General features: G+C 59.0%; 22 protein-coding genes. 12 read left to right on the forward strand and 10 right to left on the reverse strand.

The features are described from left to right. The first annotated feature begins 85 nt into the window (after window positions 1-85). Window positions 86-643: a hypothetical protein gene (locus G6N74_RS04255; protein WP_165114755.1), complete on the forward strand. Its 558-nt coding sequence runs from the start codon at window positions 86-88 to the stop codon at window positions 641-643. Window positions 644-663: 20 nt separating this feature from the next. On the opposite strand, the gene G6N74_RS04260 is transcribed toward G6N74_RS04255, so the two are convergent. The 8 genes from G6N74_RS04260 to G6N74_RS04295 form a co-directional block, all read right to left on the reverse strand. After that, on the reverse strand, window positions 664-1578 hold the full coding sequence (locus G6N74_RS04260) for a hypothetical protein (protein ID WP_165114757.1): 915 nt from the start codon (window positions 1576-1578) through the stop codon (window positions 664-666). 458 nt (window positions 1579-2036) lie between these two features. Then, window positions 2037-2363 (reverse strand): helix-turn-helix domain-containing protein, encoded by a 327-nt coding sequence (locus tag G6N74_RS04265; protein WP_165114759.1) that lies wholly within the window; start codon window positions 2361-2363, stop codon window positions 2037-2039. Between the two features lie 296 nt (window positions 2364-2659). After that, complete coding sequence (locus G6N74_RS04270) at window positions 2660-3025, reverse strand: hypothetical protein (protein WP_165114761.1); 366 nt, start codon at window positions 3023-3025, stop codon at window positions 2660-2662. Next, window positions 3018-3452 carry a hypothetical protein gene (locus G6N74_RS04275; protein WP_165114763.1) on the reverse strand — a complete coding sequence of 145 codons (435 nt, stop codon included), beginning with the start codon at window positions 3450-3452 and terminating at the stop codon, window positions 3018-3020. The genes G6N74_RS04270 and G6N74_RS04275 overlap by 8 nt, the downstream gene beginning before the upstream one ends. A 507-nt stretch (window positions 3453-3959) precedes the next feature. Next, window positions 3960-4451, reverse strand: a complete 492-nt coding sequence (locus G6N74_RS04280; RefSeq protein ID WP_165114765.1) for a hypothetical protein — start codon at window positions 4449-4451, stop codon at window positions 3960-3962. A gap of 217 nt (window positions 4452-4668) precedes the next feature. After that, complete coding sequence (locus G6N74_RS04285; protein ID WP_165114767.1) at window positions 4669-5241, reverse strand: recombinase family protein; 573 nt, start codon at window positions 5239-5241, stop codon at window positions 4669-4671. A 272-nt stretch (window positions 5242-5513) separates the two neighbouring features. Further along, window positions 5514-7310, reverse strand: coding sequence for an ATP-dependent nuclease (locus G6N74_RS04290; RefSeq protein ID WP_165114769.1), 1797 nt, complete (start codon window positions 7308-7310; stop codon window positions 5514-5516). A 1205-nt stretch (window positions 7311-8515) separates the two neighbouring features. Further along, the gene (locus G6N74_RS04295) at window positions 8516-9406 is read right to left on the reverse strand and encodes a GntR family transcriptional regulator (RefSeq protein WP_165114771.1); all 891 of its coding nucleotides are present in this window, start codon (window positions 9404-9406) and stop codon (window positions 8516-8518) included. 298 nt (window positions 9407-9704) lie between these two features. Between G6N74_RS04295 and G6N74_RS04300 the strand changes: the two genes are divergently transcribed. The 7 genes from G6N74_RS04300 to G6N74_RS04330 are packed head-to-tail and all read left to right on the forward strand — an operon-like array spanning window position 9705 to window position 16426. After that, entirely contained in the window at window positions 9705-10514 is an 810-nt protein-coding gene (locus G6N74_RS04300; protein ID WP_165114773.1) for an ABC transporter substrate-binding protein, read from the forward strand. Between the two features lie 31 nt (window positions 10515-10545). After that, the gene (locus tag G6N74_RS04305; RefSeq protein WP_165114775.1) at window positions 10546-11274 is read left to right on the forward strand and encodes an amino acid ABC transporter permease; all 729 of its coding nucleotides are present in this window, start codon (window positions 10546-10548) and stop codon (window positions 11272-11274) included. Window positions 11275-11285: 11 nt separating this feature from the next. Further along, window positions 11286-12035, forward strand: a complete 750-nt coding sequence (locus G6N74_RS04310) for an amino acid ABC transporter ATP-binding protein (RefSeq protein ID WP_165114777.1) — start codon at window positions 11286-11288, stop codon at window positions 12033-12035. A 21-nt stretch (window positions 12036-12056) separates the two neighbouring features. Continuing rightward, complete coding sequence (locus tag G6N74_RS04315) at window positions 12057-13214, forward strand: M20 family metallopeptidase (protein ID WP_165114779.1); 1158 nt, start codon at window positions 12057-12059, stop codon at window positions 13212-13214. A 3-nt stretch (window positions 13215-13217) separates the two neighbouring features. Beyond that, window positions 13218-14315 carry a mandelate racemase/muconate lactonizing enzyme family protein gene (locus G6N74_RS04320; protein ID WP_165114781.1) on the forward strand — a complete coding sequence of 366 codons (1098 nt, stop codon included), beginning with the start codon at window positions 13218-13220 and terminating at the stop codon, window positions 14313-14315. Next, complete coding sequence (locus G6N74_RS04325) at window positions 14312-15478, forward strand: M24 family metallopeptidase (protein ID WP_165114783.1); 1167 nt, start codon at window positions 14312-14314, stop codon at window positions 15476-15478. Before G6N74_RS04320 ends, G6N74_RS04325 begins: the two co-directional genes overlap by 4 nt. A 24-nt stretch (window positions 15479-15502) precedes the next feature. Continuing rightward, window positions 15503-16426 carry a dihydrodipicolinate synthase family protein gene (locus tag G6N74_RS04330; protein ID WP_165114785.1) on the forward strand — a complete coding sequence of 308 codons (924 nt, stop codon included), beginning with the start codon at window positions 15503-15505 and terminating at the stop codon, window positions 16424-16426. Window positions 16427-16493: 67 nt separating this feature from the next. Here the strand turns inward: G6N74_RS04330 and G6N74_RS04335 are convergent, their stop codons facing one another. Further along, window positions 16494-17759 (reverse strand): pyridoxal phosphate-dependent aminotransferase, encoded by a 1266-nt coding sequence (locus G6N74_RS04335; RefSeq protein WP_376767681.1) that lies wholly within the window; start codon window positions 17757-17759, stop codon window positions 16494-16496. 129 nt (window positions 17760-17888) lie between these two features. Between G6N74_RS04335 and G6N74_RS04340 the strand changes: the two genes are divergently transcribed. The 4 genes from G6N74_RS04340 (at window position 17889) to G6N74_RS04355 (ending at window position 21871) form a co-directional block, all read left to right on the forward strand. Beyond that, a complete protein-coding gene (locus G6N74_RS04340; RefSeq protein ID WP_165114787.1) occupies window positions 17889-19106 on the forward strand; it encodes a glutamine amidotransferase-related protein in 1218 nt (405 codons plus the stop codon). A 17-nt stretch (window positions 19107-19123) separates the two neighbouring features. Next, complete coding sequence (locus tag G6N74_RS04345) at window positions 19124-19906, forward strand: SDR family oxidoreductase (protein WP_165114789.1); 783 nt, start codon at window positions 19124-19126, stop codon at window positions 19904-19906. A gap of 112 nt (window positions 19907-20018) precedes the next feature. Further along, window positions 20019-21038 (forward strand): LLM class flavin-dependent oxidoreductase, encoded by a 1020-nt coding sequence (locus tag G6N74_RS04350; protein ID WP_165115629.1) that lies wholly within the window; start codon window positions 20019-20021, stop codon window positions 21036-21038. Window positions 21039-21172: 134 nt separating this feature from the next. Next, complete coding sequence (locus G6N74_RS04355) at window positions 21173-21871, forward strand: class I SAM-dependent methyltransferase (protein ID WP_165114791.1); 699 nt, start codon at window positions 21173-21175, stop codon at window positions 21869-21871. A 12-nt stretch (window positions 21872-21883) separates the two neighbouring features. On the opposite strand, the gene G6N74_RS04360 is transcribed toward G6N74_RS04355, so the two are convergent. After that, window positions 21884-23029 (reverse strand): acyltransferase family protein, encoded by a 1146-nt coding sequence (locus G6N74_RS04360; RefSeq protein WP_246245641.1) that lies wholly within the window; start codon window positions 23027-23029, stop codon window positions 21884-21886. Between the last annotated feature and the right edge of the window lie 89 nt (window positions 23030-23118).

Here is a 23118-nt window from a genome sequence, read left to right on the forward strand (position 1 = left end):
GCGCCAAAGAACGGCTGTAAGCGAGGGCTTGGCGACGGTTGAGAGATTGGTACTCTAGGTTGAGGCAAACATGGGAGGGCGTCTGTTGGATCAGAAAACCGCAGAGTTTATTTTGTCACTGCAAGAGGAAATCGATGGCCTATGGCGATATCTAGGCCATAAAGATCGAGCAGACGGGTTTCACCAGCAAGCAGAGTCCATCCGCGAGAAAACTGACGCATACCGAAACGAATTTCGGGACTTTCATCTCAGGATATTCGACCAAAGCGAAAGGTATATAAACGTCGTCGCCGTCGTGGGCTATGCCGCATACTTTGCCACATGGAGCTTTGCGAAAGAACTTCTCCTGAAAGAGGAAGTCGCCTTCGTTGCGCTAATGGGCATGATTTCCGCTGGGCTTTTTTGCCTATGGGAGATGCTGGTTATTCAATATCGAATGAAACAGCTTGGCGAACTAGGGCAGGCCTTTCGGGATATGATTTCGCCGGACGATTTTGAGCCAATCCGGCAGGCCATCCTCAACCGCGAAATGAAGTGGACGTTGTTTCTCACGCCGATTTGGCGAATTTCGCTGACTGTTTGCATGATCACGGTCTTTATAGGGGCCGCAGTAATGGCGCGAAGGGCCTACCTGTCGCTTTAGGTTGGCCCTTGCCGTTCATATCAGCGACCCTTCTCAACGCGTACAATGCCTGCCCGAACGGCAGCTCCCCACGACATCGTAGGGCGGCCCGGTACGGTGATCGCCCAGTTGCCATTCTGGTCCTGGGATAGCGCCTTACGCTCGTCCTTCGGCAGTGTAGAAATCCACTCTGCGAACTCAGCGGGGCTGCGAGAAGGCATAACCTCCAGGCGGCCTAGCGCCTCCCTGCCAAGCTTCTGGAGGGCTTGGTCGTCTCGGGTAACGGTCGCTGTGCGGGCCTGACGAGCCTCGGAAGCGCTCAGCATTTCGTCAAGCAACGCCACGTTCGCCCCCGTCGCCTTCAACACGGCATCTGCTTGCGCCACAGCACCAGCTACAATGTGGTCCACGACTTCAAGCGGGATATCAGAAGGAAGCTCGGTAGGGGCTTCACCTGTCTCAGCGGCAAGCCAAACGGCATTGTTCACCGCGTCCTGGCCGATGATTTCACCGATGTTCGCCAGCGCGTTGTCAGCCGCCTTCACGGCCTCCGGCATGACTATCTCGTCACTCTTGGCGCTGGTGTTGTTCTGCTGCTGCGTCTGCTGGGCAGTTGCCGGGGCCGCCTTGCTGGAAGGATCAAATCCGGCCTGATTAAAACCCGGGGGCAGCAGTCCCGCCGCGCGGGCCGCCTCAACGGTAGTCTCCCCCACGCCGGGGATGATGACATGGCCGGGGCGGAGCTGCTGGACGGAGACACTCTGCGGAGCAAGGTTCTGCGTCACCTGATTACCTTTCCCATCGAAAGACACAGAATGCTTCTCAACGGGGTGAACGCTGGCCTCAGCCCGACCGGGGGAGACATTGCGGGTTTCCAGATAGCTCCGGAGCTGGGTGAGTTCATCGCCTGCCGGTACGGCGGACCAATTGTCGGTGTTCGAGTATTTAATGCTCATATCTTTTCCTTTTGTGGGTTTGTGGATGGTGTGTCCGAGGACAAATTGATGACACCCCAACTAGGGGTTAGGGTGTTGTAGGCGGGGGAGAAGGACGGGATCGACACCCCGTCGCGGGGGAAGACACAAGGAGGGAGGAGACCCCAGGAAGGTGCCTATAGGTGGCCTATCGGGGGCTGTAGGTGGACGTTCAACGTCGCCTAGACGTGCGGCGATCCATGGTCCTTTGAGGGTGGACCTACCTACGTCTCTCTTTCTGGGTCTTTCCTGTAAGGGATCGATGATAGTGGGATGATCGTTGGAGGCCGTAGGCCGTGGGATGATCGTTGGACTATCGTTATAGAGGATCGTTGATTTGGGAGGGGCTGTAGGTGGTCGCCCTATTCGGTGAAACCGGTAAGGACAGCCTGTCGGTAGCCTATAGGTTCTTACTACACGGACGTTCCCCACCCCACCTATCACGCCACTTTCAGCAGCCTCGGCATGGCTAGACGCTTCACGTGATAGGCTACTGTCTTGTGATCGCAGCCGAGCTTCCTGGCTATCGAGCGGTGGCTAAGCCCTGGTGTCATGTTGAAGAGGCGTTCAACCTGGGCCCTGATGGTCCCGCCCGAAGCTCTTTCAAGGTTCGACCGAACGAAGCCCCGACCGTCTGGCGTAATGAGGTCAACAGGCTTCCCGTCAGGTGCCGTGAGGGTGATCCCATAGCTTTCCTTGATGGCCCAAGGCGTCAGCCTGTACCGGTGGAAATACTCGGGACGGGTGGTTCCCGGCTGGGTGAGCATAGGAACCTCTTTCCAGTCTAGGATCGGCCATAGAAGCCCGAGAGCGCTCATTCTGGCAGAGAGTTCACGAGAGCTTAGCCCAAGCTCATCGGCCAGCCTTCCCACAGTGAGGCATCCCCGTATGAACTCGCCGGTATTAGGATTGAATACCTCGCCTTTCGTCCTGGTACTGACTGTCAGGGGGAGGGGTGGTCTACCGGCGTCGCGCCGCTCCGTGGGGATGTAGCGCAGCGGTCGCCCTCCATGGGCCCGAGCGGTGGCCTTCTGGCCTTCTAGCCATTCGTGAAATCGAGTGGTCAACGGCGCTGACGCCATTCAGCAATCGCCGCCTCCGCCTTGTAATATTTCCTATTCAGCACCTTGAGTTGCAGGGCCCCATGCCACGTGGCCTCGGTAAGCATCTCCTTTGGATAGCGGCCCACGAGGTGCGCCCAGAGATTGAACACGGTATTCACCTCCACGTAACCGAGGCCAGACGCCTTCTCGGCTAGGCCGCTTGACCCCACCCCGTGCTGGGTGATGGTTCTCCAGGCGATATCCCGGCGCTCTGTCTGGGGCGTGTCTTCCGCTGGGGGAACGGTGGCGTCCCACAGGGCCTTGTCTGCCGCTTTCTTTTCGGCCCTATGAATTTCCCACGTCGTCATGGTCGCTGTTTCAAGCATTACGCGCATCTTCCACCAATTGCTGGTCGTTGCGCTTTGCCCGGCCTCGACTAGCGCTGAGGTTCAAACGGCGGAGGTCGAGCGTGTCACGGTTATTATAGCGGACAACCTCGCGGCGACCGACGCCAAGGATTGCTCGCGCAACGGTGATCTTCCTGCCCGGTATCCCATTGATGGACGTGCGGACATATTCCTGGGTTTGGTGTCCGTTCGTGAACCCGTACCAAGCGCCGGTCACGCCGCCCTCTTTTAGCCTGTCGTAGTCCCAGGCGTCAGCCAGCGCGAAGCACCTGCCCTCATCGTCCAGCGGCACTCGGACTGCTTCTACGCCCCATTCGTCAATGAAGCGGACTGCTTCTCTATTCGCTTTCCGTGGCCGCCCACGCGGCTGGGAGCGGCGCTGATATGGTATTGTTTTTGCTGTCATTTCGGTATCCTTACGGGGGGTTTAGGTGGTGTGTTGGATTGGGGTCATGCGTGTAAAACAGAGGAGACGCCGTGTTTGGTGGTCGTCTTGGTGGATTGAGGTCATGTCTGTAAACCGATGGTCCGACGCAGACGCGCCAAAGCAGGGAGGGGCCGCAGCCCAGCGTGCTCCCTCCTCCCCGCCAGCGGAGAGCCACCTGACACCGCTGGAGACGGACGGGCAGACCACTAGGCTGGCAAGGATGAGAAGAGTTGTTGGAACAAGTATGAGCGGAGGCACGACAAACGGAGGAACTACGCGGAGAGAAATGAAGGGGATGCGTGGTTCCTGAGGGACGACCTAATTGAGGTCATTCCTAAGGTGCGTCCCAATCAAAGGTCGGTCATTCCTGAGCTAGGCCGTAATTCCCCCACGGCCCCCTCCAAGACAACGAAAAGCGCCAGAGCAGTTCCCCGCTCCAGCGCCATAAGGTTCGGCTGGGTGGCCTAGAGGCTCCCTGCCTGGGCCTTAGTTCGCGGTGGCTTCCTCGTCCTCCCGATCCCCCTTCGGCCCCCAGAGCTGCTTCACCAAGGGCACGTACCTGTCCTTGCGGATCAGCCGCATCATCTCACCTAGCTTCCCTTCGGCGGCGAGGTAGTTGACGAACACTGCCCGGTCGGTGATTTCGCCACCCGCTGAGAGCCTTTGGGCCGCCATTGCGGACTGTTCCGCGACGTGAGAGAGCGATAGAACCATTCCCCCTTCGTCGTCTCCTATCCCCATCGTGTCTTCCTGCCACCCATTCGGCATTTGGGCAAAAGCCTTCAAGGCGTCCTCGGTGGTCTGGAACATTTCCTTGAAGTGCCACGTATCGGTGGGAGCGCCACAGGCGATAGAGCGGATGGACGAGGTAAGCCCCACCACGGCATCGCAGAGGTGCGCTATGGCCTCGCTGCGGCGGTTGCTGGTGGGGATAGGAGTGCTGTTGCCGGTGTCTGTCGGTGCGGGTGTCATTTGCATCTAGCGGCCCAAGCCGCCCCCTTGTTTGAGTTGTGTACAAGGGGAGTGAAGACAGAGAGTAGATTATCTAACAAGTTGTTTTTAAACGATTATGTCACCACGTAGATACGTGATAGATTATGTCACCACGAGGCGACGTTTCTTAATTGGTATATTTCAATGAGTTCTTTAAAATTGCTTGGCCGCCCGGTCATTAATGGACAAATTGTCGCACCTGCTATTGTGCAGCCTTCGCGCTGCGGAGTATGCGAAACACGCTGGTCCGCCCGATCTTAAGCTCCGCCGCAATGGCGTCTGCTGTCTTGCCTTCCCCTTTCAGCCGAAGGACCTCAGCGGCCTGCCTCCGGGCTGTGGGCACCCGGCCTTTGTACTTGCCGTCCGCCTTGGCCTTCGCAACGCCTTCCCTCTGGCGCTCCAGCATTAATTCCCGTTCGAACTCCGCAATGGACCCCAAAAGGTTCAGCATTAGCTTGCCGTGGGGGGTGCCGGTGTCCAGGTTCAGCGCCAGAATGCGGAGCGCCACGCTCTTCTCTTTCAGTCGTTCGGTGATCCTCACGAGGTCCGCCACCGACCGCGCCAGTCGGTCCAGCTTAGTCACCACGAGCGTGTCTCCCTCGCGGACGTAATCGAGCGCCCGTTCAAGCTCGGGCCTCTTGTCCGCTACGGAGGATATCTCTTCGCTGAATGTCCGGTTGCATCCGGCCCCCGCTAGGTCCCTTAGCTGCCCCTCTAGGCCTGCTTTCTGGTCAGTGGTGGAGGTGCGGGCATAGCCCACGAGTTGGCCTGTCATTGGCTCTGTTCTCCTGTCCTGCGTTGAAAGTACCACACGGTCTTAAGGCATTGTGGTACGCCCAGTGCCAAAAGTCAATATCAATGTTATTGGCACTGTCATGGGCGGGCCTGTTGAGGTGCCACACGGGCAGGGTCTATTGGAACTAGTTGCCGCTCGGCTGGGAGGCTTTCACGCGGGGTATCGGCACGGGCGCGTGTGAAGGGCCGAAGGCCCCACGGGGGGTATTCGCACGAGCCACAGATGTCGATCTGGGGTCTCACATTTTTCAGTCAATTTGAAACGGTTTCGTTGCCGCCACTGGCCTGAACACGGGACCAGACATTTTTTATGAACTGCCTTGCCTCCGCCAACTCAGGGTCCTTGCCCAGGTCGCGCTCAGCAATCACTGTCTGTACCCATTTGGGGCCATGATTGCCGATGCTCTTGCAGAAATTCTCAAGTTCGCCAACCGGAACTATCCAGAGACCATGTTGCTGGCACATACGACGAAGTATTTTCATCATTTTGCTAGGATCGCCTCTTGGGATGGCGTCGTCACCGGCTTCTTTGATGGCTCCCCAGGGGGAACCTTTTTTCAGGGCAGTTTCAATCTCGCGCTTAATTTCTAGCGGGAACTCAGTGGCCTCTTCTACCTTAGCCAGTGCTGCCTCAATTTGCTTTGTAACGCCCTTGGCATCGAGCCACGGCTTCCGCTCCTCAATCGCCTTCTTAAGGGAGCGCCAATGAGGCTCCACGGCATCCCAATTAATTCCGAGGGCCCTGGCAGTTCTTTCGAATGGCCGTTGCTCGTTCATGATATCAACGTCAGCAATTACATCGACGGTAACGCCAACGGATCGCAGGGCCTCGGCCAAGGCAGCCATACGGTGTTTCCCGCTCGCGTGGATGAACATGACATCTGGCGCGGGCCCGTCATGAACCTCGGGCTGAGCAAGGAGGGCCTGGTAAAAGAGGCAGTCAGCGTCGCTTTCACAAATGACAACGCGTTGGTGAAACAGGCCCGACAAAACGGATGAATACTTCATAAGCGGGTCGTTCGAGATTTCGCGGGCCTTCTCCTGGTCTAGCTCTTTTACCCGGTTAACTGCACCGTCGCGCTGTATTCGGACGACACGGAGGTTTGCGGGAGCAACATTGAGAAGCCCTGTGAGGACATCGGGACTATGGGTTGCAATAAAGAGTTGCGCGTGTTTCGGTCGCTCTTTCGCTAAGAATTCTCCTAGTAGTCGCGCTTGTGGTGGATGAAGAAATGCCTCTGGCTCGTCCAATAAGAGTATGGACGGGGATTGGGCCGTTAGTGTGTGCAAAACGACAGTGGCAAAACTGCGCATACCGTCGCCTTGCCGTTCGAGCCTAACAGTAGAGGCTATGAGGCGCTGATTGTATGACGAAGATGTTCTATCTTCGTCGGGCTGCAACAGGGGGCGGCGGCCTACCAACAGAGGTATCGAACTTCCACCAACTTTAAAAACAATGAGGTCTTGGTCAAAGGCGGTTTTGAAATACTGAGAAATACGCTCCTCTGTTTGGTTGTCTGTATATAAAATTTGGATTGGATGCGAAGCGGGCTCTAACAATACTTCGAAACTGGCTACGGAATTGCTTCCAGTTATGCGGTGCTCAGTGTTTATCCGCCTGCAAAAGAACGGCCTAACTTGCTCAAGGTAGTGTTCCCAGCCATTCAGAATTGCAGAGGTCTCAAAGGTGTACCCATAGCCGGACAAGCGGATTGAGTTGTCCGATACGCTGCCGGTCCGCTGGCTCTCGCGTTCAACTAGCTCCAACACCTCGGACGATGTTCCCACTTTCCGCAACTTCACATTAGGGATGATCGTGCATTTGCTGCGGGTTCCAATGTGGTACTCCAATTCGCGCAGAGCTTCACTTTTTCCGGCATTGTTAGGGCCGACGAACACCACAATGTCGTGAGGGTGGAGGTTGACGGTCGTGCCGTCTGAGAAGGTGAGGCTCTCATAGGTGATCGAAGGGCGTTCCGGGGTAGTATCGGAGCCCGCAGGTTCTTGGACAGCCTCGCCATTTGTCCCCAGCGCGTCATCTCCCAACATTTTCACGCCCCCTAGCGTCCAATTCCCCTAGACCAACGGTGGTTCGGAAACGTCGCGATTGCAATCCCTTGAGAACTGCAAAATGTGCCTCGGGCGCTGCGCAGCTCAATTACGCCAATCGACACCCTGAGCGTTCAGTGCGATATTCTGACCATGGGTTCTGCAGTTCCGGGGGGAACAGATGCGGTGGGTCTTCTTTTCTGCCATTTGCGCGGCGTTTCTATGTGGCTTCTCGGCTGTGCGGGCGGAAGGAATACTACAAGGGGTTGTCTCTACTGAGCGGCTCAACCTCCGGGCCGCCCCCAACCCCTCTGCGGAGGTTCTAGCGGAGCTTCCACAGGGCACACGGGTTTTGCTTTTCCCCGATAGGTCGGGCGAGTGGCGGAATGCCGGAGCCACGGTAGGAGGCGTCTCGAAGGTTGGATGGCTGCATTCAAAGTTCGTGCAAGAACTCGCAACGGAAGCAGCCCCCGTCGCCCCCGCTCCTCTGCCAGTCGCTCCCTCTCCGGCTGCCCTTCCTCGACACTCTCCGTTGTCGATCACAAACACCAATCTAAAATGCCGGGAAAATATAATAGGAGAAGGCCTAGAGCGCTGTAGTCTTTGGATCGATCTTAGTTACGCCGGAGACCGTGACGTTGAAGGAGAATTTCAGGTTTCTTGTAATGCGTCGGCAGAGTTGGAGCATCGGGGAGATATCTTCACCAACAGAAAGACGTTCGATGCGAGCACGACGCTATGGGTCAATAACGGGTATGGCTCAGCGATGCTGGAAGTCGTTATTCGTCCCAGCTTCTCAATTGAACCCCTTAATCGGGTGAAGGTGAGGGACCTGGAGTGTCGACATAGTCGATATTGACTTGTCTTGAGGTACATAGGGATGGTACACAGCCGCTTGTAATTGGCCGCCAGATGCCAAAGGAAATCAAATAGTTAGTGCGAAGGCTGAAAAGTTCAATCCTCTCTCGCAGCACCATTCCCAAATCATTGATAATCTTCAAGCATTTGATTGCTGTAGCGTGCAGCATCGTTGCGCAACTTCAGTTGGCATCGATTCCAGATCGCGGACTATGCTCTGAGAAGCTACGGTTGCTTGCTGCTAGCGTAGGCGCTGCCATTGCCCCGGAAATGGGCGGTCCTTGGGGGTATCAGGAGAGTGTCTGCCAATATCGACCGGCATTCTGCCAGCCGGAACAGGCCTTGTTCTAACCGCCGTATTTTGGCGCGGAAGCCAGTGCTGCGTTGAGGTGTTCGTTCATCAGCGTTGCGGCTCTGGCTCGGTCTTCGGATGCGATTGCGTCGATGATCATGACATGCTCGCGACACCAGTCGCGCACGCGCCTTCGATTTGTGTAGCCGCCGAATTCGAGGAGCCTGCGCAGCCTGTTCTGCTGCTGGATGGCCTGCTGGAAGAACACGTTGCCGCTGAATTCCGCGATCATCTCGTGAAACTGGGCATCGGTGTCGAACAGCTGGCGAGGATCGAGCGCGCTGATGTCCGGATGCGCTTCCAGATAAAGATGATGCATACGCGAGCGCTCAAGTGCTGCCGCATCCGACCGGAAAGTTTCGAGCATGATGCCCGCAGGCTCGATCGTCCTGCGGAAATTATAGCTGTTGCGAAGCGCCATCTGCGTGTCGAGCGTGGGCAGGAACGTCCAGCCCCTGCCGCTGCTTCTGGCCAGCAGGCCGTCGCTTACAAGATGGGTCAGGGTTCTGAGCAGCAGTGTTCTGTCGACGTCGTAGCGCTGGAGAATCTGGGTCTGGGTAAATGTTTCCGACAGACCGCCCGAAAGCCGGTCTTCGACGATCCTTGTATAAAGATCCTGGTCGGCCGTTGTCGGAACCTCGACCTCAAGCCGGTGCAATTCTTCCGGGCGCGCAGTCAGCAGAAATCCGTGATTCTTCTTGGCTTCGACAATGCCGCGTTCTGCCAGCAGGGAGAGGGCTGCTCGCACCGGAGTACGCGAAACGCCGAGCATATCGCCCAATTGCTGCTCACGCAGGCGATGTCCGGGTTCGAAACGAGCGTCCCGCGCAATTTCCAGAATCTGATTTGCCAGACGGTAGCGATTCTGGCGTGGACTGCTGACCATGCGTGCTCACTTTCGTATTTTCTATCGTATATTCATACAATGATTTGCGTCAATCGTACAAGAAGGTGCAGTATGAAAGCTGTACGCCTTGCCAAAAAAACAAACAGGGGCGGTCGATAAACCTCGAGATTTTTCGAATTTTGCCTGTGTTTTTTGCAGTTTATGCCGTGATAGCTCGTTTATCGAGCAGATTTTGGGCTGGCTCGGCCTCACCGATTTCCGCTTGACTTCCATTTTTTCAAGATTGTATGTTTGTTCTCAAAAAGAGCAATAACTTATCCAGAGAAAGGGAACTGACATGTTTAGATATTTGCTGGCCGCAGCTATCCTGCCGCTTTTCGCCACTGCCCCGACAATCGCCGCAGAGCTTCCGAAAGAGGGTCTGGTGGAGGCCGGTGCCGTCAACTATGGCGTCGCTGCTACCTTTGCCCCATTCGAATTCCAGAAGGATGGACAGCTGACGGGCTTCGACATTGACCTGATCGGCGCGCTCTCCAAGAAGCTTGGCGCCGAAGCCAAGGCGTCGAATATGGAGTTCAAGGGCCTGATACCGGCTTTGATCGGCGGACGGCTCGATATCATCAATTCCGCAATGTACATCAACCCGCAGCGCTCCGAGCAGGTCGACTTCGTTCCCTATCTGAAGATCGGCAATCAGGTCATCGTCCAGAAGGGCAACCCGTCGAAGGTAACCGGCCGCGACGATTCGCTTTGCGGCAAGACCATCTCGGTGACGCTTGGCGGCATCCAGGAAAGCCAGGCGCGCGCCGACGACAAGCGTTGCACCGACAAGGGGCTGGACGGCATCAAGGTTCTGACGATGCCGACCGCTCAGGACTCCGCGCTGACGCTTCGCCAGGGCCGCGCCGATGCGACCTTCGATTCCACGCCGGGTGCAGTTGTGCTGCTGGGTGCCTTGCCTGACGTCTATGAGACGGTCGGCGAGGAATTCGAGTCCAATACCAACATCGGCATCGCCACGCGCAAGGGCGACACGCAGATGCAGGAATCGCTGAAAGCCGCACTTGCAGAAATCGTCGCGGACGGCACCTACAAGAGCCTGATCGAGAAATGGAAGCTGCCCGCAACGGTTTCCATCTTCAACTGATCTGACATCAAACAAAGAAAAAGGAGCGCGAATGTCACTCGAACTCGTCTTCGAATATCTGTTTTCGCGCACCTTCTTCGATGGTGCGGTGCTCACGCTTTTGATCACCATCACATCGCTGTTCTTCGGCGTGCTGGCAGGGCTGGTCGTGGCCCTGCTGCAGGAAACGAAAATCCGCAGCCTGCAGGTGGTGACGCTCGTCTACCTCTGGCTGTTCCGCGGAACGCCGGTGCTGTTCCAGATCATCTTCATCTATAATGTCCTGCCGACCTTCGGCATCCGCCTTTCCGCCTTCCTCAGCGCGGTGATCGCTCTCTCGTTGAACGAGGGCGCCTATATGGCGGAAATCCTGCGCTCCGGCCTTCAGGCGGTGAAGACCGGGCAACGCACCGCCGGTCTGGCTCTCGGCATGACGAAGGCAAAGGTCATGCGCTTCATCGTGATACCGCAGGCCGCCCGCATCGTGCTTCCGCCGATGGGCAACCAGATGATCGGCATGCTCAAGACGAGCGCGCTCGTCTCTGTCATCGCGGTCGAGGAATTGCTGCTCGTTGCCAACCAGACCGCGAGCGCCAGCTTCCGCTACTTCGAGGCGCTGACGGCCGCGGGCATCTATTATCTCGCTTTGACGACGATCTTCATGGCCGGACAGTTCTTTCTGGAACGTTCGCTCGATCCGAAGCGTGGACGCCGCAAAGCTGCCCCTGCTCCGCTCATCGAGCGCCTCACCCATATGACCGAAACTGCCGAGACCCGGTGAAGGATCAAGACATGCGTTCGCAAGATCATCAGCCGCTTCTGGACATCATCAATATCGACAAGAGCTTCGGTGCTTTGAAAATTCTCAAAGGCTGCAGCTTGAAGGTCAACCGCAAGGAGACCGTCGTCGTCATCGGCCCGTCCGGGTCGGGCAAGTCGACATTGCTGCGTTGCCTGAACCTTCTTGAACCGGCAGACAGCGGTGCCATTCTCTTCGACGGCAAGGATATTGCCGGCGATCTCCGTAACGCGCCGGCGGTGCGCCGCGAAATCGGCATGGTCTTCCAGAATTTCGAGCTGTTCCAGCATCTGTCGGCGGCGGAAAACATCATGCTGGCGCCGATGAAAGTGTCGGGCCTCAGCAGGTCAGACGCCCACGATCTGGCCACCGATCTTCTGCGCAAGGTCCACATCCCTGAAAAGGCCGACTTCTTCCCGGACGAGCTTTCCGGCGGCCAGCAGCAGCGCGTGGCGATTGCCAGGGCGCTGGCGATGAAACCCAAGCTCATGCTCTACGACGAGCCGACTTCTGCGCTCGATCCCGAGATGATCCGCGAGGTTCTCGACGTCATGGCCGAGCTCAGCAGCGACGGCATGACCAGCATCGTCGTGACGCATGAAATGGGTTTCGCAAAGCGCGCGGCCGACCAGATCGTCTTCATGGAAAGCGGCCAGATCATCGAGAATGCCACCAGCGAGGATTTCTTCAGCGGCACGGTCAATGAACGTGCGCAGCGTTTCCTCGATCAGATCCTGCATTAGACCACAGCCCGGAACCCACACATGTCCATCGCACCAGATGCCGCTCGGATGAAGCGCGAGCTCGCCGAACTGATTGCAATTCGCACCGAAAACCCTCCGGGCAATGAAGCCGAGGCCGCGGTCTACGTGCGCAATCTGCTCGAAGCCGAAGGGTTCGCAACCGTATCGACCGAATACAAGCCGGGCCGCTTCAACATCGAGGCAAAGCTCGAAAACGGACCCGGACCCGTCTTTGCCTTCAACACGCATATGGACACGGTTCCAGCAGGCGAGGGGTGGTCGTCCGACGCTTTCACGCTTCGCGAAGCCGATGGCAAACTGTTCGGCCGCGGTGCATGCGACTGCAAGGGCCCGCTCATCTCGATGATCGAGGCGATGCGCATGCTGGCGCAGGACCGTTCGTCCTGGTCGGGCACGCTGCTGGGCGTTTTCGTCGGCGACGAGGAAATCGCCAGCGAGGGCGCGAAGTTCTACGCCGCTTCAAAGCCGAAGATCGATTTCGCCGTGGTTGGCGAGCCAACCTCCAACGCGACGTTTTCGGCCCATAAGGGAAGCCTGCGGCCGGTCGTGCGCATTCACGGCATTACCGCGCATTCGGGCACGCCGCATCTCGGCGAAAACGCGATCTACCGGGCCGGCCAGTTCCTCACCATCGTCGAGGCGCATCACGAAAATTACGTCAGGCATCAGTCGCATCCACTGGTCGGCAATGCCAGCCTGACTGTTACGCGCATCAATGGCGGCCATGCAGACAATGTGCTGCCCGGTGCCTGCGACCTGCTGCTCGACCGCCGCATGGTTCCAGGCGAGGAAGAAGAAGCCGTCCAGAAGGAATTCGCGCTGCTTCTCGAACGCGCCCACACGCAGTTCGGCATCCGCGCCGAGATCATCGACTACAAGGCGACCACCGGTCCGGCGACGCAGACCGAAGAAAGCACTTCGATCGTGCAGGCGAGCCTCGCCGCGTGCCGCGCGCACGGCACGGCGGAGCCCGGTCCGTTCGGGTTCCAGGGCGGTTGCGACCTTGTGCATTTCCGGTCTGTCGGAGCGCAGGGAACGGTTATCGGGCCGGGAAGCCTTTCGGTTGCGCACAAGCCCGACGAATTCGTTCCCGTGGACGAGTTCATAACCTCGAGCCTGATTTACAGGGACGTCGCAAAAGCGATGCTCAAGGCATAGGACATGCGCGCCTCACTCCATCGCGCGATGTTGCACTACGGCGGCAACTTGATGCTGCACACGGCATCGTCGGGACCGGTCTCCGGTCTCGATGCGCTGTATCTGCATCTGGATGATGGCGACGTTGCCGGCACCGGTGAAGTGCGCATCAACATCGCCTATCTCAACGGTCTTTCGGAAGATGCAGTTGAGCAGGAGGCGATTGCGCTGTTCGAAACCATCGACTGGTCAAGAAAGCCGGAAGCGTTGCTTGCCGATGCGACGATCCTGAAAGGCGTGAGCGCTCCGGTGCGGATGTTGCTGGATGGCGCGCTGCACGATCTCGTTTCCCGACGCGCCGGCTTACCCCTGGCGCATTGGCTGGGCGGCGACCGGACGCGCCCGGTGAGGCATGCTACCAACCAGACGCTTTTCATCTCGTCGTCGGAGCGTTTTCTGGAGCAGGCGGAAGCCTATGTCTCGCGCGGCTTTCGGGATCTGAAGGTGCGGGTCGGCTCTGGTGGCTTCTCCGAAGATATGGCGCGGCTTGAAAGCCTGCGTGCCCGTTTCGGATCGAAGATCAAGCTTGCCATCGACGCAAATGGCGCGTGGACGTTCCACGAAGCCTTGGAAAACCTGTCGGCACTTGTGCCGATCAACCTTGCCTATGTCGAACAGCCGATCGCTGCCGGCGACTGGGCGGCACTTTCCGAACTCGCGAACAAAAGCGCCATACCGCTGATGCTCGACGAAAGCGTCGCCGGCCAATCCGACGTCGATGCGATCATCGCGGCTAACGGACGGCTTTGGGCGCATCTGAAGCTGGTGAAGATGGGCGGCATCGCCCCCACGATTAAAGCCGCAACCCGGCTTCGCGAGGCGGGTATCCCATTCATGATCGGGCAGATGAACGAGGGCGGTCTGGCGACGGCCGCCGCCTTGCACGTTGCCTGTGCAGCCCAGCCGCAGTTTGCCGAGCTCTATGGCGCGGACGGCATCGAGAACGATCCGGCGCCGGGCCTCGCATACGAAAACGGAAGCGTCAGCGGCACGCAGTCTCCGGGTCTCGGTTTGGAATTCGACGCGTCGAAAACGCGTCTCATAAGGGAGTTTGGACAGTGAAGAATATCGGCGTTCAGCAGGGACAGGAATCCGCCTTTCCCAAGGAAGAGTACGAAGCACGCCAGGCCCGCGCGCGCCAGAATCTGGTCGAGGCAGGCATCGATGCGCTGGTTGTGACGGGACCGGAGAACATCTTCTACCTGACCGGCCAGCAGACGCCCGGCTACTACACGTTTCAGGCGTTGGTCCTTCCGGCGGAAGGCGATCCGGTATTCGTGATCCGCCAGCTCGAATATTTCAACTTCATCGCCAACACCTTTATTTCCGATGCCGAGGTCTATCAGGACGGCGATGAGCCCGTCGGCTTCCTCGTCGCGCTTATCGAGAAACGTGGGCTCGCTTCAAAGCGGGTGGCGATAGACAAGCGCGGCTGGTTCCTTCCGATTGCCGTTTACGAGACGCTGCAGGCGCGCCTCGGAACCATCCATGACGGTGCCGGCGTGCTTGAAAAGCTTCGTGCCGTCAAATCTCCGTTGGAAGTCGAGAAGCTCGAAAAGGCTGCCGGCTATGTCGATGCTGGCATGAAGGCCGGTCTGGCGACGGTGCGCGCGGGCGCGACAGAAAACGATCTCGTCGCCTCGATGATGCAGGCGGCGATTGCCGCCGGCTCCGAATATATGGGCATGGAGCCGCTGGTTTCCTCAGGGCCACGCACCGGCGTTCCGCACGGAACATGGCGTCGCCGCAAGATCGAGGACGGCGATCCCGCCTTCCTCGAAATGGCCGCCTGCCACGACCGCTACCACGCAGCCCTCATGCGCTCGGCCTGGGTCGGCAAGCCTCCGCGCGAAGCGGTCGACATGATGAAGACCTGCCAGGAAGCACTTCAGGTGGCGCTGGACGCCATCCGCCCGGGCGTTGCCTGCGAGGTCCCGCACATTGCCTGCCAGAAGGTCATCGACGCGGCCGGCTACACCGACAATTTCCGCAAGCGGCTGGGCTACAGCGTCGGCATCTCCTTTGCGCCTGACTGGGGCGAGGGCGCAATTCTCAGCCTCAATGCAGGCGTGAAGACCGAATTGCAGCCGGGCATGACGTTCCACCTGCCACCTGCGTTGCGCATCTACGGCCGCTTCACTGTCGGCGTTAGCGAAACCATCGTCGTTACCGAAACCGGATACCGCGCACTCGGCACGATCGGGCGCGAGCTTCTGGAAGTCTAGGGTCAAGGAAACAGGAATAAGAACATGAAAGACATCAGCGAGACACGGGCCCGGCTGAAGGGCATCTTCAACATCACGGTCACGCCGTTCACCGCAAATGGCGATATCGACACGGCCGGCTTCGCACGCAGCATCGAGCGCGTCATCGGGCTCGGCTATGACGGCATCCTGATCGGCGGCACCTATGGCGAGTTTCCGGCGATGTCGACCGAGGAGCGGGCCGATCTTTTCCGGCACGCGATGAACGTTGCCGGAGACCGCGTGCCGGTCATGCTGTGCAGCGCGCATTCGGATATCCGGGTCGTGAAAGATCTGACGCGCCTGGCAGGCGAGCTCGGCGGCCTGCCGATGGTGACGCCGCCATACGTCTCCGAAGTCACCGACGGCCAGATCGTGTCGTTCTTCCGTGACATGGCGCCGCTCTCGAAGACCGGCATTCTTGTCTACAACGCCCCGGGCATCGGCATCACGCTTTCGCCTGCCATTCTCGAGCAGCTTGCCGATATCGACAATGTCGCGGGCGTCAAGCAGGGCGATCTTACCCCCACCGCAATCGACCAGATCGCCAACCGCATCGGCGGCCGTATTCGCCTGTTCTGTGCGTCGGATCTCGCTTTCCTCGGGCCGATGATGGCAGGGTTCGACGGCATCAGCTCGACCAACAGCTGCGCGCTGCCCGAGCTCATTCTCGATACTTATCGCGCTCTGGAAAAGGGCGATGCAACCACCGCGCGCGACCTGCACCGCATCTGGTATTCGTTCCGCGCGCTGGCGCGCAAGCACGGCCAGCCGCAGACGACCAAGGCCGCGATGAACCTTCGCGGGTTCGACGGCGGTTCGGTACGGGCACCCCTGCGCAATCTGGAAAAGCCGGTGATCGAGGAGATTGCCAAGGTTCTGGAGACGCTGCGCGGCGATACGCGCACGCAGGTTACGCTCGCCGCGTAAAGGCAAAAGCCTCCCAAACAAAAACCCCGGCTACATCGCTGTAGCCGGGGTTTTTGTTTGCCCGGTTTCAGGCGGCGTTGCGTCCGTGCAGTTTCGCGCAGGCATCAACGATACGGTCGCAGGCCGTTCGCAAGGTTTCCGTGTCGACTGCATAGGCAATGCGAACATGTCCCGGTGCGCCGAAGGCCGAGCCATGGACCACGCCGACATGCGCGGTTTCGAGAAGGTAGGACGCGAACTCGAGATCGGAACTTATCACGCGCCCGTCTGGACGCGCGGTGCCCAGCAGCTTGGAGCAGTCGGCAAAGACATAGAACGCGCCTTCAGGCGTATCGGCGTGTAGCCCATCGATCTTGCCCAGTGCTGCAAGAACGATATCGCGCCTCTGGCGCAAGGTTTCGATCCAATCCGCCATGAAGCCGATCCCGCCATCCAGTGCAGCGATGGCCGCGCGCTGGCTGATCGAACTCGGATTGGAGGTGCTCTGGGATTGCAGAACCTGCATTGCCTCGATCAGCCAGGCCGGTCCTGCGGCATAGCCAAGGCGCCATCCCGTCATCGAGTATCCCTTCGACAGGCCATTGACCGTCAGGACGCGCGCTTTCAAAGCGGGTTCGATTGCGGCGGGGGTGGCGAATTCGCCTTCGAAGCGCACATGCTCGTAAATGTCGTCGGCCATTATGAGAACGCCATCGTGGCCTAGCAGAACGTCGGTCAGCGCCTTCATTTCAGCGTTGCTGTATACCGCACCGGTCGGGTTGTTCGGCGAGTTGAGGATGACCCATTTCGTCTGCGGGGTCAGTGCCGCCGACAGCGCTGCGGGAGTGAGCTTCCAACTTTCCGCGGCAGAGCATTGGACGATGACCGGTTCACCGCCTGCGAGCCGGATCATGTCCGGATAGGAAACCCAGTAGGGGGCAGGTACGATCACTTCGTCGCCGGATGCGAGCGTTGCCAGAAGCGCGTTGAAGATGAGCTGCTTGGCGCCGGCGCCAGCAATTATCTCGGAAGGCTCATAGGAAAGGCTGTTTTCACGCGCGAATTTGCGCTGGATCGCAGCTTTCAGCTCGGCTGTGCCTGCCACGGCAGTATATTTCGTGTCGCCGTCGCGGATCGCCGCGATACCTGCTTCGCAAATCGCCTCGGGCGTCGCGAAATCGAGTTCGCCTTCGCCGAGATTGATGACGGAATGGCCTGCTGCCGTAAGCGCGCGAACCTTGTTGGAAATTTCAGCGGTCGGCGAAGCGCCAACGAGTTTCATGCGGGGAGCAAGCGATGGATGCACGGTCAGATTCCTTGTGGTGAATTCTTTACATTGTATAATTGTTTTCATATTGTGCAATCTGTGATTGGCAAATTATGTCGTGAAATCAGCATTTCTTATGAAGAAGCGCTTGTTCGCGTGTGAGCAGAAGTGCATATATTGAATGATTGCATGCGATCATAAATTACAGGGTTTGCGATGAGTTTGGTGCTTGTCACGCATGAGATTGACGAACCCGCGCTGTATGGTGCGGCGGCAGCGGTGATCGCAGCGCGACGTGGCGGCCGGGTGCTCTATCCCGAATTCCGTTTTGACACCGGCCTGCACGCGGATGCGGTTCAGCATGTGCTCGCAGCGGGCGGACTTGGGCCAAGCGGGCTCTATTGGGCCGATCGCCTGACACAGTCGCCGGCTCGCGCGGCTTCAAGCGTCGATGAGATCGTCGCGGAGGCGCATGAGAACGAAATCGTTGTGCCTATCCATCTCGAGTATCTTCGCAACCCGACCCTTCCTGGCACCATCGTTCGTGCGGCCCAAAATGCAGGGGTCGAGACGACGATCGTCACGATAAGAACCTCCGGCGATAGCTTTGTCGTTGAAGGCGATACGCTTGCGGGCAGGGACGGTTTCGGGCGGATCACGGATCGCCCGGAAAGCGCCTCAGAAAATAGTATTCCCCTGGAGATAGGGCTGATCGCCGCCGAAGGGGACCAGCGCGGCGTCTACCCAGCTACGCTCGCCAGCCTCGCCGACGCTGCGGACAGCCTGTTGATAAATCTTACGGTCCGGTTCATCGATCCCGTTGCGTTGCGCGACGCGGGTAATTTTGTAATTCCCGCCTCGCTTGCCGGCCTCGTTCTGCCGGGCGGTGCAGCGATGAAGAATGTTCCCGGGCAGATAGAAGCTGCGGCGGCTGGTCTCGCTGCCGGCGTCCCTACAGTTGGCTTGTGCCTCGGCATGCAGACGATGGCGACGGCGATCGCATGGCGTCGTTTTGGACGCGGAACCGCCAATCTCGCTGAGGCCGATCCGGCAGCGCCGATCAAGACCTTCGTGCCGATGGCTGGAGAGAAGGGGCCGAACGGTCGTCCCTTGCCGGAACACCGGACCGGGACACATTCGAGCGCTGTGACGGCGCAAACGCGTCTTGCTGAAATTCTCCCCGCCTCGGCAGATGTTCATTACAATCATCGCTATCGGCTCGATCCAGCGCTCGTGAAAGACCTCGAAGAGGCTGGCTTGCGTGTCGCCGCTACGGGTCTCGATGGCGCAATCGTTGATGCGATCGAGGATCGGGATCATCCCTTCTTCATCGGCATGCAGGGCCATCCCGAACTTGGCTCCCGCGAAAACAATCCGCACCCGCTGCTGTCCGCATTCCTGTCGGCAGCACTCGCTCACGCTCATTCGCATTGAAACCGGGACTTTAAAAAATGGATCTCAACATAAAAGGCCGCAGCGCGCTCGTGCTCGGCTCCAGCCAAGGGCTGGGCTTTGCCATCGCGCGCAATCTGGCGCTTGAAGGCGCATCGGTCACGCTGATCGGCCGTTCAGGCGAACGGTTGAATGCGGCTGCGGAAAAGATCCGCGCCGAAAGTAGCGCGGAAGTGAATACCGAGGTGCTGGACCTCTCCGATTCCGCCGCGCTCGAGGCATGGGTTCCGGTCATCAGCACGCGTGCCATCGATATTCTCGTCAACAATGGAGGCGGTCCTCCGCCCGGTGCGATTGCCGGTGTTGCTGCCGATGTCTGGCGCGCGCAGTTCGAAACCATGGTCAACGCGCCGTTCCGCGTAACAGCGGGTGTGTTGCCGGGAATGCGCAGCCGCAAATGGGGCCGCATCGTCAATGTCGTCTCGTCGGGTGTCGTGCAGCCAATTCCAAACCTTGGAATTTCCAACACCTTGCGCCTTTCGATCCTGGGCTGGGCAAAAACGCTTGCAGCCGAAGTTGCGGCCGACGGCGTCACGGTAAACTCGGTCATTCCGGGCCGCATTCATACCTCGCGCGTCGACCAGCTCGACAAGGCCGCGGCAGACCGCACCGGCAGCACGCCGGAAGCCGTGGCCGAGGCCTCGCGCGCCGGTATCCCGATGGGCCGCTACGGCAAGCCCGAGGAATTTGCGGACGCCGTTGCATTCCTGGCGAGCGAGCGGGCCAGCTACATCACCGGCACGACTTTGCGCGTGGACGGTGGAATGCTGCGGAGCGTGTAAGGCCGGAACGCCAGCATTTCGAGCCACCTCCGCTTGGGAAAACCGCTGCGATGTCGGCTGATGACGCATCTTTGCATTGCAGCATAAGCCGCACATGCTACATCCTCGCGGTATGAAGAAAATCGGCTTCCTATCGTTCGGGCATTGGTCGCCCTCGTCCCAATCGCAGACGCGGTCTGCGTCCGATGCCCTTTTGCAGTCGATCGACCTGGCGGTCGCTGCGGAGGAACTGGGCGCGGACGGTGCTTATTTTCGCGTGCATCACTTTGCCCGCCAGCTCGCCTCGCCGTTTCCGCTTCTGGCGGCAATCGGCGCGAAGACCAGCCGCATCGAGATCGGCACGGCAGTCATCGACATGCGCTACGAAAACCCGCTCTATATGGCGGAGGACGCTGGCGCTGCCGATCTGATCGCCGGAGGACGCCTGCAACTCGGCATCAGCCGCGGCTCGCCCGAGCAGGTGATCGACGGATGGCGCTACTTCGGTTACGCCCCGCCGGAAGGCCAGACCGACGTCGACATGGCCAGGCGCCATGCCGAGGTATTCCTGGAAGTTCTGCGCGGGCAGGGCTTCGCGAAGCCCAACCCGCGGCCGATGTTTCCAAATCCGCCCGGGCAGCTGCGTGTCGAGCCGCATTCGCAGGGCCTGCGCGACCGGATCTGGTGGGGCGCTGCCACCAACGCCACCGCAGAATGGGCAGCTGCAGCGGGGATGAACCTGCAGAGTTCGACGCTCAAATTCGATGAGAGCGGAAAGCCCCTTCATATCCAGCAGGCCGACCAGATCCGCGCCTTCCGCACCGCATGGAAGACGGCGGGACACGAGCGCGAACCGCGGGTGTCGATCAGCCGCAGCATCTTCGCCCTGATGGACGACCGCGACCGCGCCTATTTCGGCGGCGATGAGAGCGAGGATCACTTCGGCTATATCGAGGCCGACACGCGCGCCGTGTTCGGCCGCAGCTATGCCGCCGAACCGGACGTCCTCGTCGAGCAGCTGAAAAAGGACGAGGCAATCGCCGAGGCCGACACGCTGCTCCTGACCGTCCCCAATCAGCTCGGCGTCGACTACAACGCACATGTCATCGAGGCCATCATGACCCATGTTGCCCCGGCGATGGGTTGGCGCTGACGTCTGCCTTATTGCTCAGCCGACATACCGATTTCGGATTATGGAAAGTACATCTTGTCGACCTTTGTGAATACTTGTCCGTTTTTGGCAAAGATGTTTGAGTAATAGAGGGGGCAGAACAAAGGTTCGCCTCTATGTTGCATCTAGTCGGAAATGCTCGTCTGCGGAGCATTCATGATCTTCTCGGCCCGCTTATCAAGGGCAGAAGAATGCTCGACATTGGAACCATCGGGCACGAGTTCGAGGCCCGGCAGGAGATCGGCACCTTCTACCTTTCCGAATTCGTCGGCCTTGCCGGCTATGTGAAAGGCATCGACATTCTCGAAGAAGATGTCGCCCGCGCCCGCGCCGCCGGCTTCGAGGTTGTCGTCGGCGATGCCGAATCCTTTGTCGATACCGAACCCTATGACGTGGTCTTCGCCGGCGAACTGATCGAGCACCTGAGCAATCCGGGCCTTTTTCTCCGCTGCTCGATCCGCAATCTGAAAAAGGACGGCGTCCTCGTCATCACGACGCCGAACGCTTTTTCCATGAGCCGGCTGCTGAAATGCATCTTCGGCCTGACCAACGAGCCGCCGGTCAATCCCGAGCACACCTGTTACTACACGCCGCAGACCTTGCAGCAACTGTCCGTTCGCGAAGGCTTCGAGATCAAGCAGATCTATTTTTCCGACTATGACTACGGAACGCGCGGCGTGACGATGAAACGTGCTTTCATGCTGCGCGTGAACAAGATGCTCTGCGATCTGTTCCCGCAGCTCAGCCAGTCCTTCATCGCGGTCTTGGGGCGGCCGTCCGAAGCACGCGATGGGCTTTCGCCGTCGGGTGCCTGAAGCGCTTCCCATTCACGCCGACGCCCGCTCCGCCGCCGGCCGCCACAGTGGCTGAACCTTGTGGCCGGCGTTGAACAGGAAGATCAGCACGCCGGAGCGGTTGATGATCTGCAGCCCGACGATTGCGCTTATCACCGCCAGGATGGGAAGCGTGAAGAACGTGATCGGAAACAGGTCGGAGCCGTAATTGCCGAAAAAGCGGCGGAAGATGATGCCGGCGTAGTCGAACAGGATCGCGTGGCTGCAGAACAGGAAGAAGCAATAAGGCTCGAACCGCATGAACGGTTCGGCAAAGGATGACTTCCGGATAAGCTCCGTCAGATACCAGAAACCGGCGGCCATGGTTATGCGCAGCAGCGTGTCCAGTGTCAGCCGCAGCGTATCGTCCATATCCGAAAGCAAGATACCCTGAATGCGGAAATAGAGGAAAATCGCGGCCGTCGCCGCAAGGCCGATCGCAAGAGGGTGCGCGATCCGGTCGATCTCCTGCTCGTTCGCCCATGACAGGCGAATCCACATGCCCATGGCGAAAAACAGCATCAGCTGCGGCCTTTGCAGAATGTAGAGGTCTTCCCCGAAAAGTGTGAAGACGACGAGCAGCAGGATGGTCGCAACCGGCAGCCGCTTGATCGCGAAATAAAGCAGCGGCGAGAACAGGCAGCAGACGAAAAGGTCGCGCAGGAACCACAGCGGCACGACCAATGGCCACTCAGTCACGGCAAGGAAGGCGTTGGCCATACCGGGCACGGTAAACTCCGGCCAATTCCGCCAATTGTCGGAAAGCAGCCCGTAGGCACCCAGCAGCGCCAGCGCCAGCACGTTCCAGGCCACCAATGGCACGACCAGCGTCTTCAACTTCGATTTGTAAAGATCGAGCGTGCCCAGCTTGAGCAGGCTTGAGACGATGAAATAACCCGAAACCACGCTGAGCAGCGAAACCGAGCTCAGCCCCATCAGCCTTGTCAGGATGAAGTAGACGATGTCGAAGAAGCCGGCGTCGCGGTCATAGACATTCTCGGCGATGCCCGGCTGGACGTGGACGAAGGTCATGAAGAAGATGCACAGCGTCCGCGCGATCTTGATGCGGTTCGACATCGTCTTGGCGACAGGCGACAGGCCGGTTGCGCTTGGCGCGGGCGAAGATGTTCTTGCTGTCAAAACGTTCTCCTTGAACAGCCGCGCGGTGGTTTCACCGCTTGGCTGCAGGTGTTCTCGTTGAAAGAGCGATGCCGGAGCGAATCCGGGTG

Origin of the sequence: Mesorhizobium zhangyense (genome assembly GCF_011045115.1) — a bacterium.
In the GTDB taxonomy this organism is placed as follows: Bacteria; Pseudomonadota; Alphaproteobacteria; order Rhizobiales; family Rhizobiaceae; genus Mesorhizobium_M; species Mesorhizobium_M zhangyense.

What these genes read in the sequence shown, in the direction of transcription:
- G6N74_RS04340 (WP_165114787.1), top strand. Translation starts at nt 17,889, where the DNA reads ATGAGTTTGGTGCTTGTCACGCATGAGATTGACGAACCCGCGCTGTAT.
- G6N74_RS04310 (WP_165114777.1), top strand. Translation starts at nt 11,286, where the DNA reads ATGCGTTCGCAAGATCATCAGCCGCTTCTGGACATCATCAATATCGAC.
- G6N74_RS04355 (WP_165114791.1), top strand. Translation starts at nt 21,173, where the DNA reads ATGTTGCATCTAGTCGGAAATGCTCGTCTGCGGAGCATTCATGATCTT.
- G6N74_RS04320 (WP_165114781.1), top strand. Translation starts at nt 13,218, where the DNA reads ATGCGCGCCTCACTCCATCGCGCGATGTTGCACTACGGCGGCAACTTG.
- G6N74_RS04275 (WP_165114763.1), bottom strand. Translation starts at nt 3,452, where the DNA reads ATGACAGCAAAAACAATACCATATCAGCGCCGCTCCCAGCCGCGTGGG.
- G6N74_RS04285 (WP_165114767.1), bottom strand. Translation starts at nt 5,241, where the DNA reads ATGACAGGCCAACTCGTGGGCTATGCCCGCACCTCCACCACTGACCAG.
- G6N74_RS04295 (WP_165114771.1), bottom strand. Translation starts at nt 9,406, where the DNA reads ATGGTCAGCAGTCCACGCCAGAATCGCTACCGTCTGGCAAATCAGATT.
- G6N74_RS04330 (WP_165114785.1), top strand. Translation starts at nt 15,503, where the DNA reads ATGAAAGACATCAGCGAGACACGGGCCCGGCTGAAGGGCATCTTCAAC.
- G6N74_RS04280 (WP_165114765.1), bottom strand. Translation starts at nt 4,451, where the DNA reads ATGCAAATGACACCCGCACCGACAGACACCGGCAACAGCACTCCTATC.
- G6N74_RS04270 (WP_165114761.1), bottom strand. Translation starts at nt 3,025, where the DNA reads ATGCTTGAAACAGCGACCATGACGACGTGGGAAATTCATAGGGCCGAA.
- G6N74_RS04290 (WP_165114769.1), bottom strand. Translation starts at nt 7,310, where the DNA reads ATGTTGGGAGATGACGCGCTGGGGACAAATGGCGAGGCTGTCCAAGAA.
- G6N74_RS04305 (WP_165114775.1), top strand. Translation starts at nt 10,546, where the DNA reads ATGTCACTCGAACTCGTCTTCGAATATCTGTTTTCGCGCACCTTCTTC.
- G6N74_RS04260 (WP_165114757.1), bottom strand. Translation starts at nt 1,578, where the DNA reads ATGAGCATTAAATACTCGAACACCGACAATTGGTCCGCCGTACCGGCA.
- G6N74_RS04350 (WP_165115629.1), top strand. Translation starts at nt 20,019, where the DNA reads ATGAAGAAAATCGGCTTCCTATCGTTCGGGCATTGGTCGCCCTCGTCC.
- G6N74_RS04335 (WP_376767681.1), bottom strand. Translation starts at nt 17,759, where the DNA reads ATGAAAACAATTATACAATGTAAAGAATTCACCACAAGGAATCTGACC.
- G6N74_RS04300 (WP_165114773.1), top strand. Translation starts at nt 9,705, where the DNA reads ATGTTTAGATATTTGCTGGCCGCAGCTATCCTGCCGCTTTTCGCCACT.
- G6N74_RS04345 (WP_165114789.1), top strand. Translation starts at nt 19,124, where the DNA reads ATGGATCTCAACATAAAAGGCCGCAGCGCGCTCGTGCTCGGCTCCAGC.
- G6N74_RS04265 (WP_165114759.1), bottom strand. Translation starts at nt 2,363, where the DNA reads ATGCTCACCCAGCCGGGAACCACCCGTCCCGAGTATTTCCACCGGTAC.
- G6N74_RS04315 (WP_165114779.1), top strand. Translation starts at nt 12,057, where the DNA reads ATGTCCATCGCACCAGATGCCGCTCGGATGAAGCGCGAGCTCGCCGAA.